Source organism: Streptomyces sp. NPDC053541, from assembly GCF_044544705.1.
In the GTDB taxonomy this organism is placed as follows: domain Bacteria; phylum Actinomycetota; class Actinomycetes; order Streptomycetales; family Streptomycetaceae; genus Streptomyces.
Window position 1 is genome coordinate 442,877 of the sequence record NZ_JBITXM010000008.1, and the last position, 13,767, is coordinate 456,643.

Sequence of the window (13,767 nt, forward strand, 5' to 3'; positions counted from 1 at the left end):
AGGGGGGACGGCATGACCGACGCAGCCGCAGACCAGTCCCGCGAGGAGCCGGTCGCCCGCTGGTTCGACGACGAGGCGGGCCCGGTGGTCCGCCCGTACGCCATGACCCGCGGCCGCACCAGCGCCGCGACCCGCCACCGGCTCGACCTGATCGCCCTGGTGGTGCTCGACCCGGCCGCCGACGACCCGGGACGTGACCAGACGCTGTCCCCCGAGCACGTGGAGATCGTCGAACGCTGTGCCGAGCAGCCGCAGTCGATCGCCGAACTCGCCGCCGCACTCGACCTGCCCGTCGGCGTGGTACGGGTGCTGGTCGGCGACCTCGTCGACGACGAGCTCGTGCACGTGACCCGCCCCGTTCCGCCGGCCGAACTGCCGGACGTGAGCATCCTTCGCGAGGTGATCAATGGCCTTCGGGCGCTCTAGCTCCACCCGCAAGCAGCCGCCGGTCGAGCCGGTCACGCTGAAGATCCTGGTCGCGGGCGGTTTCGGGGTCGGCAAGACCACCCTGGTGGGGGCGGTCAGCGAGATCCGGCCGCTGCGCACCGAGGAGGTCCTCAGCGAGGCGGGCCGGCCGGTCGACGACCTGCACGGCGTGGAGGCCAAGTCCACCACCACCGTCGCCATGGACTTCGGGCGGATCACGCTGCGCGAGGACCTGGTGCTCTACCTCTTCGGCACGCCCGGCCAGGACCGCTTCTGGTTCCTGTGGGACGAGCTCGCGCAGGGCGCCCTGGGCGCCGTCGTGCTCGCGGACACCCGGCGCCTGGAGGACAGCTTCGCCGCCATCGACTACTTCGAGCGGCGCGGCATCCCGTTCACGGTGGCCGTCAACTGCTTCGAGGGCGCCCGCCGTTACCCGGCGGAGACGGTCCGGGGCGCGCTCGACCTCGACCCCGAGGTCGAGCTGGTGATGTGCGACGCCCGCGACCGGGAGTCCGTGAAGAACGTCCTGGTCGCGGTCGTCGAGCACGCCCTCGTACTGGCCGACGCGCCGAAGGCGCTCGCGCCCTGACGCGCCGGCCCCCGCCGCGGGACGGCGGCGTCAGTGCCCCGCGACCGACCTCCGGGCCACCGGGAAGTCGAAGAAGGTCGCCGGGAACGGCTCCGGCTTGAAGGTGAAGTGCCACCACTCCTCGGGCAGGTTGACGAAGCCCTGCTCGGCGAGCGCGCCGCGCAGCAGGTCCCGGTTGGCCCGCTGGACGCCGGTGATCCGCGGGTCGTCCGTGTGGGAGAGGGTGTCGAAGCAGTCGAACCCCGTGCCCATGTCCAGGGAGTTGTCGGGGAAGCGCTCCTCCCGCGGCGCGAAGCACGGCACCTGCGGCTCGCCCGGGACGTACGGGCGGGTGGGCACGACCGGCAGCGGCACCACGGTCAGGTCCACCGTCGAGCCCCGGCTGTGCCCGGACTTCTCGGCGATGTACCCGTCCGCGAACAGGCGCGACTTGTCGACCAGCGGATAGAACTCCTGCTTCATCCGCTCGTCGGCCAGGTCCTGCGCCCAGCGCACGAAGTGGTCCACGGCCCGCTGCGGCCGGTAGCAGTCGTAGACCTTCAGGGTGTAGCCGCGGGCCAGCAGCCGGGTCTGGGCCCGGTGCAGCGCCTCGGCGGCCGGCCGGGTCAGGATGCACACCGGCTGCCGGTAGCCGTCGATCGGCTCGCCCACGAAGTTGTGCTCCGTGGTGTAGCGCATCTCCTGGAGGATCGTCGGGTCCACCCGGTCGAGCGCCACGAACTCCCTCGGGGCCTTCGGCTCCGGGGCGGCACTCGCGGAGGGCGCGGCCGCGGTGACCGCGAGCAGCCCGGCGGCGGCGCACGCGCCGAGGGCACGGACGGCGCGGCCGGTGAGACCGCTGCGCCGGATGGTTCGGATGCGTCGAGTCAGTGCTGTCATGGCCCACCGTCTACCAGCAACGGCAGCGCGGGGAAAGGGAGATCGCGTACGGTCGGCCGCGTGACCGACTCCGAACCCGGCCCCGACTCCGAACCCGGCCCCGACTCCGATCCCGGCCCCCGCCCCGGCCCCGCGCCCCACGCGTACTGCTCGTCCTGCGGCACCCGCTACCCGGCCGGCGCCGGCTGGCCCCGCACCTGCCCCGCCTGCGGCACCACGGCCTACCGCAACCCGCTGCCGGTCGCCGTCGCCCTGCTCCCCGTCACCCACCCGGACGGCACCGCCCTGCTCGTCATCACCCGCACGATCCCGCCCGAGGCCGGCCGGGTCGCCCTGCCCGGCGGCTTCGTCGACTTCGCGGAGGACTGGCGGGCGGCCGTGGTGCGCGAACTGCGCGAGGAGACCGGCGTCGAGGCCGCCGCCGAGGACGTCCGCCTCGCCGACGCCCTCAGCTCCCCGGCCGGCCACCTCCTCCTCTTCGGCCTCCTCCCGCCCCGCCCCGCCGCCGAGCTCCCGCCGTCGACCCCGACGCACGAGACCAGTGGCCACCACCTCCTCCACGCCCCGGCGGAACTGGCCTTCCCGCTCCACACGGAGGCGGTCCGGCGCTTCTTCGCGGGGGCGTACGGGTAGGCGGCGGGCCCGGCGGGGGAGGGCGCCGCCCAGGGCCGGGCGCCGCCCGGGGCCGAGCCCCTCTACGCCTCCTGCCCCCGCACCCGGACCGGCAGGTCCGGTTCCGTCACGCCGTCGTCGGTGACCCGCTCGACCACCACCCGGCCGTCCACCAGGCGCGACTGGTACCGCTCGATCTCGGCCGGGTCCCAGCCGTCGCCGTTGTCGCGGACCACCAGGCCGCCGCCCGTGCGGCCCGGGGCCGGCGGCCACACCTCCAGGACCAGCCCCTCCCCGTCACCGCCGCGGACCGGGATCACCGCGCCCGCCCGGGCGAGCACCGGCACCCGCGAGAGCGGCGCGTCGAGCAGCACCTGCCCGGGGCCCTCGTACGCCTCCCCGGTCGCCGTGTCGTACCAGCGGCCGCGCGGCAGCCGCACCGCCCGCCGGTCCGTGCCCCGGGACAGCACCGGCGCCACCAGCAGCGAGTCGCCGAGCAGGAAGGCGTCCTCGCAGTCCCGCAGCGCCCGGTCCTCCGGCGTCCCCCACCACACCGGCCGCACATAGGGCGCGCCCGTCATCCGCGCGAGCCGCGACAGGGTGACGAAGTACGGGAGCATCCGCTCGCGTTCGGCCAGCGCCACGCGCGCGTGCGCGAGGACCTCCGGCCCGAACTCCCACGGCTCGCGCCGCCCCGCGTCGATCGCCGCGTGCGTCCGGAAGAGCGGCAGCCACGCCCCCAGCTGGTACCAGCGCAGGAACAGCTCCGGCGACGGGCTCCCGTCGAAACCGCCCACGTCCGGCCCCGAGTACGGCACCCCGCACAGCCCCAGGCCGAGCACCAGCGCCAGCGAGGCGCGCAGCCCGGGCCACCCGGTCGACACGTCCCCGGACCAGGTCCCGCCGTACCGCTGCATGCCCGCCCAGCCGGACCGCGAGAAGAGGAACGGACGCTCCTCCGGCACCAGCCGGCGCAGCCCCTCGTAGCCCGCGCGGGCCATCGTCAGGCCGTAGACGTTGTGCGCCTCACGGTGGTCGCCGCCCCGGCCGTCCAGCGCGTGCCGGGCCGAGCGCGGCAGCGTCCGGTCGCCGAACGGGGCGAAGGACACCGGCTCGTTCATGTCGTGCCACACCCCGGAGAAGCCTTGCTTCAGGCGCTCCTCGTACAACGAGCCCCACCACTCCCGGGCCGCCGGATCGGTGAAGTCCGGATAGGCGCACTCGCCGGGCCACACCACCCCGCGCACCTCCTCGCCCCGGTCGTCCAGGACGAACGCCCCCGCGGCCCGCCCCGCCTCGTACACCGGCTCGCCCGGCTCCGCCCGTACCGCGGGATCCACGATCGACACGAGCCGCACCCCGTGCTCGCGCAGCTCACCGGCGAGCCCCGGCAGGTCCGGGAAGCGCTCCCGGTCCACCGTGAACACCCGGTGCCCGGCGTAGTGGTCGATGTCCAGGTGCAGCACCGACAGCGGAAGCCCGTGGTCCCGGTAGCCGTCCACCACCCGCCGCACCTCGCGCTCGCTGCCGAAGCCCCAGCGCGCGTGCTGCGGGCCGAGCGCCCAGGACGGCGGCAGCGCGGGCGCGCCGGTGAGCGCCGCCCAGCCGTGCAGCACGCGCGCGGGGGTGCCGACCACCACCCAGCAGCGCAGCGGCCCGCCGTCCATCCGCACCTCGCTGGTGCCCGGCCGGTCGTGGCCCGAACCGGCGCCCTCCTCGCCCTCGGCGAGCACCACCCGCCCGTCCCAGGAGTTGTCGTAGAAGGCCAGGTGGGTCCCCGCGTCCGCGACCACCAGCTGCACCGGCATGGTGATGTACAGCGGGTCGTCCTCCGGCCCGAAGCTCCCCTGCGGATCGGTGTTCCACAGCCGGTACGAGCCGTCCCGCAGCCGCGGCCCCGAGGCCCGCCCGCCGAGCCCGAAGAACCGCGCGTCGGCCGGCACCTCGCTGCGCTGCACCCAGCGCGCCCGCGCACCGCCTCCCGCGGTCCCCTCCCGCACCGGCTCCCACCAGCGCGGCGGCAGGTCACGGCGCAGCACCACCCCGCCCGGCGTGCGCACCTCCACCGCCCCGTGCCGGGACACGGCGACCGTCACCCGCTCCGACACCACCCGCCAGCCGCCGTCGGTGTCCGGCTCGAGGACGGCCCGCGGGTCCGGCTCCGGCGGGTCCCCGGCCAGGGCGTACGAGGGCAGCGGCCCGGCCCCGTCCCAGCCCCAGAACACCGTGCCGCCCGCCGACACCGAGATCCGCAGCTCCGAGCGGGCGAACCGGACGGTCCCGCCGCCCGGCGCCGGCTCCGCCTCGCCCACCGGACCCGGCACCCGGGCCCGCTCCGGCCCCCGACGGGGCAGCGCCCGCGCGTCCGTCCGCCGCTGCCGCCACGCGGACCGCACCCCCCGCCACGCCTGTACCGAACCCATCACCCTCACCGCGCGCACCAGCTCACGACCGTCCATGCAGCTCACCCTGCCATCCGCCCCGGGCCGGGCGAGCTCCGTTCAACTGCCGTTCACCCGTGGTGGGAGCACATGTTCAGCTCCCGGCCCAGAGGCGCGGAACACACGGTCCGCCCTGGTGCGAACGAGGATCACGTGGCATCGTCCTGTCAGCCGCGTCACGCGCACACCCCGCACGTGCGCGTGCCACACGCAGACCCGCGTACAGCCAGGGAGCCGACCCACATGACATCGCAGACCGAGCCGCTGTGGCAGCCTGACGAGGACCGCGTCGCCGCGGCCGCCGTCACCCGCTTCCAGGCCTGGGCGGCCGAGCGCCACGGAGCGCCCGCGGAGGGCGGTTACGCGGCCCTGCACCGCTGGTCCGTCGAGGACCTGGAGGCCTTCTGGGCCGCCGTCGCCGAGTGGTTCGACCTCCGCTTCGCCACCCCGTACGAGCGCGTCCTCGGCGACCGGGCGATGCCCGGCGCCACCTGGTTCCCGGGCGCCACCCTCAACTACGCCGAGCACGCCCTGCGCGCCGCCGACGAGCGGCCCGACGCCACCGCGCTGCTGCACGTGGACGAGACCCACGAGCCGCGCCCGACCACCTGGGCCGAGCTGCGCCGCCAGGTCGGCTCGCTCGCCGCCGAGCTGCGCCGCCTCGGCGTCACCCCCGGCGACCGGGTCAGCGGCTACCTGCCCAACATCCCCGAGGCCGTCGTCGCCCTGCTCGCCACCGCCGCCGTCGGCGCCGTGTGGACCTCCTGCGCCCCCGACTTCGGCGCCCGCAGCGTGCTCGACCGCTTCCAGCAGGTCGAGCCGGTCGTCCTGTTCACCGTCGACGGCTACCGCTACGGCGGCAAGGAGCACGACCGCCGCGACACCGTCGCCGAACTGCGCGCCGAACTGCCCACCCTGCGCGCCGTCGTGCACATCCCGCTGCTCGGCACGGAGGCCCCCGAGGGCGCCCTGGAGTGGTCCGCGCTCACCGCCGCCGACACCGCGCCGGTCTTCGAGCACGTGCCCTTCGACCACCCGCTGTGGGTGCTCTACTCCTCCGGCACCACCGGCCTGCCCAAGGCGATCGTGCAGTCCCAGGGCGGCATCCTGATCGAGCACGTCAAGCAGCTGGGCCTGCACTGCGACCTCGGCCCCGAGGACGTGTTCTTCTGGTACACCTCCACGGGCTGGATGATGTGGAACTTCCTCGTCTCCGGCCTGCTCACCGGCACCACCGTGGTGCTGTACGACGGCAGCCCCGGCTACCCCGACACCGGCGCCCAGTGGCGGGTCGCCGAGCGCACCGGCGCCACCCTCTACGGCACCTCCGCCGCGTACGTCATGGCCTGCGCCAAGGCCGGCGTGCACCCCGGCCGGGACTTCGACCTGTCCAGGGTGAAGTGCGTGGCCACCACCGGCTCCCCGCTGCCCCCGGACGGCTTCCGCTGGCTGCACGACGAGGTCCGCGAGGACCTGTGGATCGCCTCCGTCAGCGGCGGCACCGACGTCTGCTCCTGCTTCGCCGGCGCCGTCCCCACCCTGCCGGTGCACATCGGCGAGCTCCAGGCCGCCTGCCTCGGCACCGACCTGCAGTCCTGGGACCCGTCGGGCAAGCCGCTCGTCGGCGAGGTCGGCGAGCTCGTCGTCACCAACCCGATGCCGTCCATGCCGATCCGCTTCTGGAACGACCCCGACGGCAGCCGCTACCGCGACAGCTACTTCGAGATGTTCCCCGGCGTCTGGCGGCACGGCGACTGGATCACGATCACCGACCGCGGCTCGGTCGTCATCCACGGGCGCTCCGACTCCACCCTGAACCGCCAGGGCGTCCGGATGGGGAGCGCCGATATCTACGAGGCCGTGGAGCGACTCCCGGAGATCCGAGAGTCCCTGGTCATCGGCCTGGAGGAGCCGGACGGCGGCTACTGGATGCCGCTGTTCGTGCACCTCGCCGACGGCGCCACCCTGGACGAGGAGCTGATCGGGCGCATCAAGAGCACGATCCGCGCCGAACTCTCCCCGCGCCACGTGCCCGACACCATCATCGAGGTCCCCGGCGTCCCGCACACCCTGACCGGCAAGCGCATCGAGGTCCCGGTCAAGCGCCTGCTCCAGGGCACCCCGATGGCCAAGGCGGTCAACCCGGGCTCGGTCGACAACCTCGACCTGCTGCGCTTCTACGAGGAGCTGGCCCGCACCCGCACGTAGCCCCGGCGGCACACGAACAGGGCCCCGCGCACACGCCTCGTGCGCGGGGCCCTGTTCGTGTTCCCGTCAACCGCCGTACGTCGCCTGCGCGTCGCCCAGGACGGACGCGAAGTCCGCCGCGAGCCGCTCCGCGTCCGCCGGGGCGAGCACGGCCGTCGTGATCCGTACGCCGGTGGGCGCGGCGATCCGGAACCGGGCGCCGGCCGCCACCCACCAGCCCTGCGTCCGCAGCCCGTTGACGACCGCCGACTCGTCGCGCACCGGCACCCACAGGTTCATCCCGGTGCCCTCGGCGCAGCGGATGCCGTACGAGCCGAGCGCGCCGGCCAGCGCCGCGCGCCGCTCCGCGTAGGCCGCCTCGCCGGCCGAGACCAGCCGGGCCGTCGCCGGGTCCGCGAGGAGATCCGCGACCGTCTCCTGGAGCACGTGGCTGACCCAGCCGGAGGTCATCAGCATCCGCCCGTCGTGCCGGGCGATCGTCACCGGGTCGCCGGCCACCCCGGCCCAGCGCAGGTCGACGCCGAGGCGCTTGGACACGGTGCGCACCTGCGCCCAGCGGTCCAGACCCGCCGCGGCCAGGGTGGGCGCGACCGGGCCGGCCGGCTCGGCGGTGTAGTCGTCCTCCACGACGAGCACCTCGGGGAACTCCCGCAGCAGCGCCACCAGCGCGTCACGCCGGGCGGGGGAGAAGGACGCCCCGGTGGGGTTCTGCGCCCGCGGGGTGCACACCAGCGCCCGCACCCCGGCCTTCAGTGCCGTCCGCAGCGCCTCCGGCGTGATGCCCTCGCGGTCCACGGCGACCGGCACCATGCGCAGCCCGAGCGCCGGGACGAGGTCGAGCAGGTGGTGGAAGCCCGGGTCCTCCACCGCGACCGCGTCGCCGGGCCGCAGCTCGACCGAGAGCAGCCGGGCGATGCAGTCCAGCGCCCCGTGCGCGAAGCTCACCCGCTCCGCGGGGACGCCGTCCCGGGCGTACCAGGCGCGGGTCAGCTCCTCCAGGCGCGCGAGCCGCGGCGCCCCCCGGTGCGAGCCGAAGGCCGGGCGCACCTCGGCCGGCGGGTGCAGCACCGGCAGGAACGCCGGATCGGGGTGCCCGCCCGCCAGGTCCACGAGGCCCTCGGGCACGCGGGGAGGCCGGCGTGAGGCCACCGAGGGCGCCTCCGCCACGACGGTGCCGCCGCGCCCGCGGGTCACCACCAGGCCGCGCCGCCGCAGTTCCTTGTAGGCGGTCGCCACGGTGCCCGGACTGACACCGAGCTCGTCGGCGAGCCGCCGCACCGGAGGCAGCGCGTCGCCCGGCGCGAGCTCGCCCTCGGAGACGCCGCGCTCGACGGACGCGGCAATTCCCTTGGCCGTCGTCCCACTGATCGAATATTGTGTTGCCACGTACTGAACTATGTATCAATACATAACTCGCGTCAAGGGGGAACCGAGTGAGCCGCCCGACTCCACGCCACCGCGCCGTCCTGGCCCGCATACCCGGCGGCCGCGACGGCCGCCGCATGCTGATCGTCAGCATCATCGACAAGACCGGCACCGGCCTCTGGGCCGGCTGCACCGCCCTCTACTTCACCTACGTCTCCGGCCTCGGCCTCGGCCAGGTCGGCCTCCTCATGACCGTCTCCGGCGGCGTCGGCATCGCCGGCGCACCCCTCGCCGGCCGCCTCGCCGACCGCTTCCCCCTCGTCCGCGTCATCGCCGCGAGCCAGGTCATGCGCGCCGCCGCCCTCCTCGCCCTCCTCACCACCGACGACTTCGCCCTGCTCACCCTCTACTCCGCCCTCGGCGCCCTCCCCGACCGCGCCGGCAGCGTCCTCATCAAGCTCTACGCCGCCCGCCTCGCCGGCCCCGAACGCGTCCGCTACCAGGCCATCCAGCGCACCACCGTCAACATCGGCTGGTCCATCGGCGGCCTCGGCGCCGCGGCCGCCCTCGCCACCGGCAGCGTCCACGCCTACCCCCTGCTCCTCGTCGGCAACGTCCTCTCCTACGCCGTCATCGCCGCCCTCACCCTGCGCTGCGCCGAACCCCCCGCCCCCTCCCGCGTCGCCGCCACCGCGACCGAGACCCCCAAGACCAGGCCCGCCAACCCCTGGCGCGACCGCACCTTCCTCGGCTACACCGCCACCGACGCCGCCCTCTTCCTCGACGACACCATCCTCCAGGTCGCCGTCCCCCTCTGGATCGTGCACGCCACCGCCGCCCCCGCCGGCCTCGCCCCGCTCCTCCTCGTCCTCAACACCGTCCTCGTCGTCCTCTTCCAGGTCCCCCTCGCCCGCTTCGGCGCCACCACCCCCGCCGCCCGCCGGCTGCTCGTCCCGCTCTCCGGCCTCTTCGCCCTCGGCACCCTCGCCCTCGCCGCCTCCGCCGCCGGCGGCCGGGCCCTCGCCATCGGCGCCCTCGTCCTCGCCGTCATCGCCCTCACCTTCGCCGAGATCATCCACGCCACCGCGTCCTGGGAACTCTCCGTCGCCCTCGCCCCCGCCGACGCCCAGGGCAGCTACCTCGGCGTCCACGGACTCGCCCACTCCACCCAGCGCTTCGCCGGACCGCTCCTCGTCACCGCCGTCATGTCCGCCGGACCCCTCGCCTGGCCCCTCCTCGGCCTCGCCCTCATCGGCGCCGGAGCCACCCAGCACCGCCTGATCCGCGACCGGGTCAGCCGCCCCGCCCCGACGTCACTGTCAGTCCCCACGGTTACGGTGAGTGAGTAGTCCGTCGCAGCGACGGACCCGACACGACCCAGGGGGACCCATGACCGACCGCCACACCCGCACCACCCACGACACCACCACGGCCGCCCTCCGCCGCGCCCTGCGCCACGAGGTCGCCGGCACCGTCGCCCTCCTCGCCGACGAGGAGGACTTCACCGCCATGCGGCAGTACGAGACCTTCCCCTTCGACGACCACCGGCGCTACCTCGCCCACGTCGAAGCCCTGCTCAAGAACCTCGCCGCCCGCGGCGGCCACACCACCGTCGCCCTCTTCGACCCCGAGGACTACGCCGACCACTGCGCCGCCACCGGCCGCGACCCCGACCACCCCGCCAGCCGCGCCGCCTACACCGCCGAACGCGCCGCCACCGGCCCCCGCGTCCACTACACCGGACAAGCCCTCGCCACCCTCCTGCCCACCCTCGTCGACACCCCCGTCCGCCACGCCACCTGGGAGTACGCCACCCTCCTCCTCACCGACGCCGGACCCTGCGCCGACTGCGGCCAGGACATCGGACGCGCCTCCTTCGACCGCGCCTCCCACCTCCTGCTCCGCCTCCTCGAAGCCGCCGGACCCGGCACCCACCACCTCGTGTGCAGCGTCCCCACCGAGGACGAACAGCTCCTCGCCACCCTCCACACCGCCCGCGACGCGACCGGACCCGCCCGCCTCGACAGCACCGAGGGCGCCGAATTCCTCACCGTCCTCGCCGCCGGCCTCGCCCTCGGCAGCCCCGGCGGCCTGGTCCTGCGCACCACCACCCCCGGCGCCCCCGACCGCCTCCACGGCTGGCGCCTGAACGACGGCGACCTCCACCCCCTCACCGAGGCCGAGGTCTTCGACGCCTACTGCACCGACGCCCGCACCGGCGAACCCATCGCGCCCGAACCCGGCGCCGACTACCGCGCCGGCTTCCCCCTCGACACCACCGACGACCCCCACCACCACTGAGTCCCAAGACGCAGAAGGGGCTCCCCGCCACCATGGCGGGAAGCCCCTTCGACACCGATCACGGCCCGGCGGCCCGGATCACTCCCCGGACAGCACCGCCTGCGCCGCCATCCGCGCGTCGTGCGCCGTGTCCGCGGCACGCGCCGCGGCCGCCGCACGCTCGCACTGCGCCAGCGTGTACTTCGCCAGCGTCGCCCGCACGTACGGAATCGACGCCGCACCCATCGACAGGGAGGTCACACCCAGACCCGTCAGCACACACGCGAGCAGCGGATCCGACGCGGCCTCACCGCAGACACCACAGCTCTTGCCCTCGGCCTTCGCCGCCTCGGCGGACAGCGCCACCAGGTCCAGCAGCGCCGGCTGCCACGGATCCTGCAGCCGCGACACCGCACCCACCTGACGGTCGGCCGCGAAGGTGTACTGCGCCAGGTCGTTCGTGCCCAGCGACAGGAACTCGACCTCCTGCAGGATCGCCCGCGCCCGCAGCGCGGCGGACGGAATCTCCACCATCGCACCGAACTTCGCCCGCAGCCCCGCCTCACGGCACGCGTCGGCGAACGCCTTCGCATCCGTACGGTCGGCCACCATCGGCGCCATGACCTCCAGGTACACCGGCAGACCCTCGGCGGCCTTCGCCAGCGCGGTCAGCTGCGTCCGCAGCACCTCCGGGTGGTCGAGCAGCGTCCGCAGACCCCGCACGCCCAGCGCCGGGTTCGGCTCGTCCGCCGGCGTCAGGAAGTCCAGCGGCTTGTCAGCCCCCGCGTCCAGCACCCGCACGACCACCCGGCCCTCGGGAAAGGCCTCCAGCACCTTGCGGTACGCCTCGTACTGCTTCTCCTCCGACGGCGCCTTGGCGCTGTCGTCCAGGAACAGGAACTCGGTACGGAACAGACCCACGCCCTCGGCACCGGCCTCCACCGCCGCCGGCACGTCCGCCGGACCGCCCACGTTCGCGAGCAGCGGCACCTTGTGCCCGTCCGAGGTCGCACCCGGACCGCTCGACGCGGCCAGCGCGGCCTTGCGCTCCTCGGCCGCCCGGGTCAGCTCCGCCTTCTTCTCCTCGCTCGGGTCCACGAAGATCTCACCCGTGGAACCGTCCACCGCGATGACCGTGCCCTCGGCCAGCTCACCCGCACCCGGCAGAGCGACCACGGCCGGCACGCCCAGCGCCCGCGCCAGGATCGCGCTGTGGCTGGTCGGCCCGCCCTCCTCGGTCACGAAGCCGAGCACCAGCGCCGGGTCGAGCAGCGCCGTGTCCGCCGGAGCCAGGTCCCGCGCGATCAGCACGTACGGCTCGTCGCTGTCCGGCACGCCCGGCATCGGCACACCGAGCAGCCGCGCCACGATCCGGTTCCGCACGTCGTCCAGGTCGGCCACCCGGCCCGCCATGTACTCACCGGCACCCGCGAGCAGCTCCCGGTAGTGCGAGAACGCGTCGAAGACGGCCCGCTCGGCGGTGCTGCCCACCGCGACCCGACGGTCCACGTCGGCCATCAGCTCCGGGTCCTGCGCGATCATCGCCTGCGCCTCGAGCACCGCCTGGGCCTCGCCACCGGCCAGATTGCCGCGCGCATTGAGGTCCGCGGCCACGGCCTCGACGGCCTGACGGGCGCGCCCCTGTTCGCGCTCCGCCTCGTCGGGACCGATCTGCTTGGCCGGCGGCTCCAGGACCGCCGTGCCCATGTGCCGGACCTCGCCGATCGCCACCCCGTGGCTGACGCCGACGCCTCGCAGCGTTGTCTCCATCTCACCCGTCTCCGATAGAGCGGCGGCCGCGCCGCCGCGTTGAATGTCGTCTGCGCGCTCGTCCGTGGGACGAGCCGGCGGTCAGCTCCAGGAGAAGAGCTCGTCGCCGGCCTTCACGTCCCCGTCCTCACGGAGACCGGAGAGGGAGTCGGCCGTGGCCTCGAGAGCGACGACCGGACAGACGGGAGACTTGCCCGCCTCCTCGACCGCGGCGGGGTTCCAGCGCACGACGGCCTGTCCGCGCGTCACGGTGTCACCCTTGTTCACGAGGAGCTCGAAGCCCTCGCCGTTGAGCTGGACGGTGTCGATGCCGAGGTGCGTCAGCACCCCGTGGCCCTCGGCGTCCACGACCACGAACGCGTGCGGGTGCAGAGAGACGACGACCCCGTCCACGGGCGAGACGGCCTCGCCCGGCTCACGGACCGGGTCGATGGCGGTGCCGGGCCCAACCATCGCGCCGGAGAAGACGGGGTCGGGAACAGCGGCGAGACCGATGGCGCGTCCAGCGAGTGGCGACGTCACGGATGTCATGGGAAGCCTCCCAGGGGCGGAGATATTCGGCGCCGTCACTACCTGTCCTGGACGGCGTACTGTTCAGAAGCGTATGTCATGGGTAGTCCGGGTTCGCCCGGGACGTCCCGGTTGGCGGACCTAGCGACCACCCGGAAACGGTTTGCTTCCAGTGATGGTGAGATGTACTGTCGTACTCCTGCCTGACCCCAACGCGGCTTTGAGTCGTGGGTCGGCAGCACCTATCAAGCCAGATCCTAACCCCAGTGGTCTACACCTCTGCGTGCTCGCAGGGGGAGTGGTCGGGGGCACCGAGAAAGCCTGGTAGTGTTTGACCACGCCGAAGGCCCGCCAGGTGAACGCCTGGAAAAGGGACCGGAAAGCACCGAGGAAATCGGGTCGGAAAGATCTGATAGAGTCGGAAACGCAAGAACGAAGGAAGCGCCCGGAGGAAAACCCGCGAGGGTGAGTACGAAGGAAGCGTCCGCACCTTGAGAACTCAACAGCGTGCCAAAAATCAACGCCAGATTAGTTGATACCCCGTCCATCCTCTGGATGGTCGAGGTTCCTTTGAAAAAAGTCCACCCCTTGTGGGTGGCGCACAGCGAGGACGCTGTGAACAGTCGGCCTTATTCCGGCCGAGCTGTTCCGCTCTCGTGTGTGTCGACCCGATCACGGGTAAACATT

General features: G+C 74.0%; 11 protein-coding genes. 6 read left to right on the forward strand and 5 right to left on the reverse strand.

Features of this window, described 5'->3' with window-relative positions:
* The first annotated feature begins 12 nt into the window (after positions 1 to 12).
* A complete protein-coding gene (locus ACIGW2_RS22705; protein ID WP_361579798.1) occupies positions 13 to 426 on the forward strand; it encodes a DUF742 domain-containing protein in 414 nt (137 codons plus the stop codon).
* Positions 407 to 1,015, forward strand: coding sequence for an ATP/GTP-binding protein (locus tag ACIGW2_RS22710; protein WP_356075581.1), 609 nt, complete (start codon positions 407 to 409; stop codon positions 1,013 to 1,015). The genes ACIGW2_RS22705 and ACIGW2_RS22710 overlap by 20 nt, the downstream gene beginning before the upstream one ends.
* A gap of 30 nt (positions 1,016 to 1,045) precedes the next feature.
* On the opposite strand, the gene ACIGW2_RS22715 is transcribed toward ACIGW2_RS22710, so the two are convergent.
* Positions 1,046 to 1,894 (reverse strand): M15 family metallopeptidase, encoded by an 849-nt coding sequence (locus ACIGW2_RS22715; protein ID WP_391656979.1) that lies wholly within the window; start codon positions 1,892 to 1,894, stop codon positions 1,046 to 1,048.
* A gap of 60 nt (positions 1,895 to 1,954) precedes the next feature.
* On the opposite strand from ACIGW2_RS22715, the gene ACIGW2_RS22720 reads away from it, so the two are divergent.
* Positions 1,955 to 2,527: an NUDIX domain-containing protein gene (locus ACIGW2_RS22720; protein WP_399845354.1), complete on the forward strand. Its 573-nt coding sequence runs from the start codon at positions 1,955 to 1,957 to the stop codon at positions 2,525 to 2,527.
* 62 nt (positions 2,528 to 2,589) lie between these two features.
* Here the strand turns inward: ACIGW2_RS22720 and ACIGW2_RS22725 are convergent, their stop codons facing one another.
* A complete protein-coding gene (locus ACIGW2_RS22725; RefSeq protein WP_399845357.1) occupies positions 2,590 to 4,965 on the reverse strand; it encodes a glycoside hydrolase family 31 protein in 2,376 nt (791 codons plus the stop codon).
* A 225-nt stretch (positions 4,966 to 5,190) separates the two neighbouring features.
* Between ACIGW2_RS22725 and ACIGW2_RS22730 the strand changes: the two genes are divergently transcribed.
* Positions 5,191 to 7,155 carry an acetoacetate--CoA ligase gene (locus tag ACIGW2_RS22730; protein WP_391656976.1) on the forward strand — a complete coding sequence of 655 codons (1,965 nt, stop codon included), beginning with the start codon at positions 5,191 to 5,193 and terminating at the stop codon, positions 7,153 to 7,155.
* A 66-nt stretch (positions 7,156 to 7,221) separates the two neighbouring features.
* Here the strand turns inward: ACIGW2_RS22730 and ACIGW2_RS22735 are convergent, their stop codons facing one another.
* Positions 7,222 to 8,541, reverse strand: coding sequence for an aminotransferase class I/II-fold pyridoxal phosphate-dependent enzyme (locus ACIGW2_RS22735; protein WP_399845359.1), 1,320 nt, complete (start codon positions 8,539 to 8,541; stop codon positions 7,222 to 7,224).
* A 47-nt stretch (positions 8,542 to 8,588) separates the two neighbouring features.
* Between ACIGW2_RS22735 and ACIGW2_RS22740 the strand changes: the two genes are divergently transcribed.
* Both ACIGW2_RS22740 and ACIGW2_RS22745 read left to right on the forward strand, forming a co-directional pair.
* On the forward strand, positions 8,589 to 9,869 hold the full coding sequence (locus ACIGW2_RS22740; RefSeq protein ID WP_399845362.1) for an MFS transporter: 1,281 nt from the start codon (positions 8,589 to 8,591) through the stop codon (positions 9,867 to 9,869).
* A gap of 40 nt (positions 9,870 to 9,909) precedes the next feature.
* Positions 9,910 to 10,821: a hypothetical protein gene (locus ACIGW2_RS22745; protein WP_399845365.1), complete on the forward strand. Its 912-nt coding sequence runs from the start codon at positions 9,910 to 9,912 to the stop codon at positions 10,819 to 10,821.
* Positions 10,822 to 10,899: 78 nt separating this feature from the next.
* Here the strand turns inward: ACIGW2_RS22745 and ptsP are convergent, their stop codons facing one another.
* Positions 10,900 to 12,570, reverse strand: coding sequence for a phosphoenolpyruvate--protein phosphotransferase (gene ptsP / locus ACIGW2_RS22750; RefSeq protein WP_391656972.1), 1,671 nt, complete (start codon positions 12,568 to 12,570; stop codon positions 10,900 to 10,902).
* An 81-nt stretch (positions 12,571 to 12,651) separates the two neighbouring features.
* Positions 12,652 to 13,101: a PTS glucose transporter subunit IIA gene (locus tag ACIGW2_RS22755; RefSeq protein ID WP_356075557.1), complete on the reverse strand. Its 450-nt coding sequence runs from the start codon at positions 13,099 to 13,101 to the stop codon at positions 12,652 to 12,654.
* Between the last annotated feature and the right edge of the window lie 666 nt (positions 13,102 to 13,767).

What these genes read in the sequence shown, in the direction of transcription:
- ptsP (WP_391656972.1), bottom strand. Translation starts at nt 12,570, where the DNA reads ATGGAGACAACGCTGCGAGGCGTCGGCGTCAGCCACGGGGTGGCGATC.
- ACIGW2_RS22730 (WP_391656976.1), top strand. Translation starts at nt 5,191, where the DNA reads ATGACATCGCAGACCGAGCCGCTGTGGCAGCCTGACGAGGACCGCGTC.
- ACIGW2_RS22705 (WP_361579798.1), top strand. Translation starts at nt 13, where the DNA reads ATGACCGACGCAGCCGCAGACCAGTCCCGCGAGGAGCCGGTCGCCCGC.
- ACIGW2_RS22715 (WP_391656979.1), bottom strand. Translation starts at nt 1,894, where the DNA reads ATGACAGCACTGACTCGACGCATCCGAACCATCCGGCGCAGCGGTCTC.
- ACIGW2_RS22710 (WP_356075581.1), top strand. Translation starts at nt 407, where the DNA reads ATGGCCTTCGGGCGCTCTAGCTCCACCCGCAAGCAGCCGCCGGTCGAG.
- ACIGW2_RS22725 (WP_399845357.1), bottom strand. Translation starts at nt 4,965, where the DNA reads ATGGACGGTCGTGAGCTGGTGCGCGCGGTGAGGGTGATGGGTTCGGTA.
- ACIGW2_RS22745 (WP_399845365.1), top strand. Translation starts at nt 9,910, where the DNA reads ATGACCGACCGCCACACCCGCACCACCCACGACACCACCACGGCCGCC.
- ACIGW2_RS22755 (WP_356075557.1), bottom strand. Translation starts at nt 13,101, where the DNA reads ATGACATCCGTGACGTCGCCACTCGCTGGACGCGCCATCGGTCTCGCC.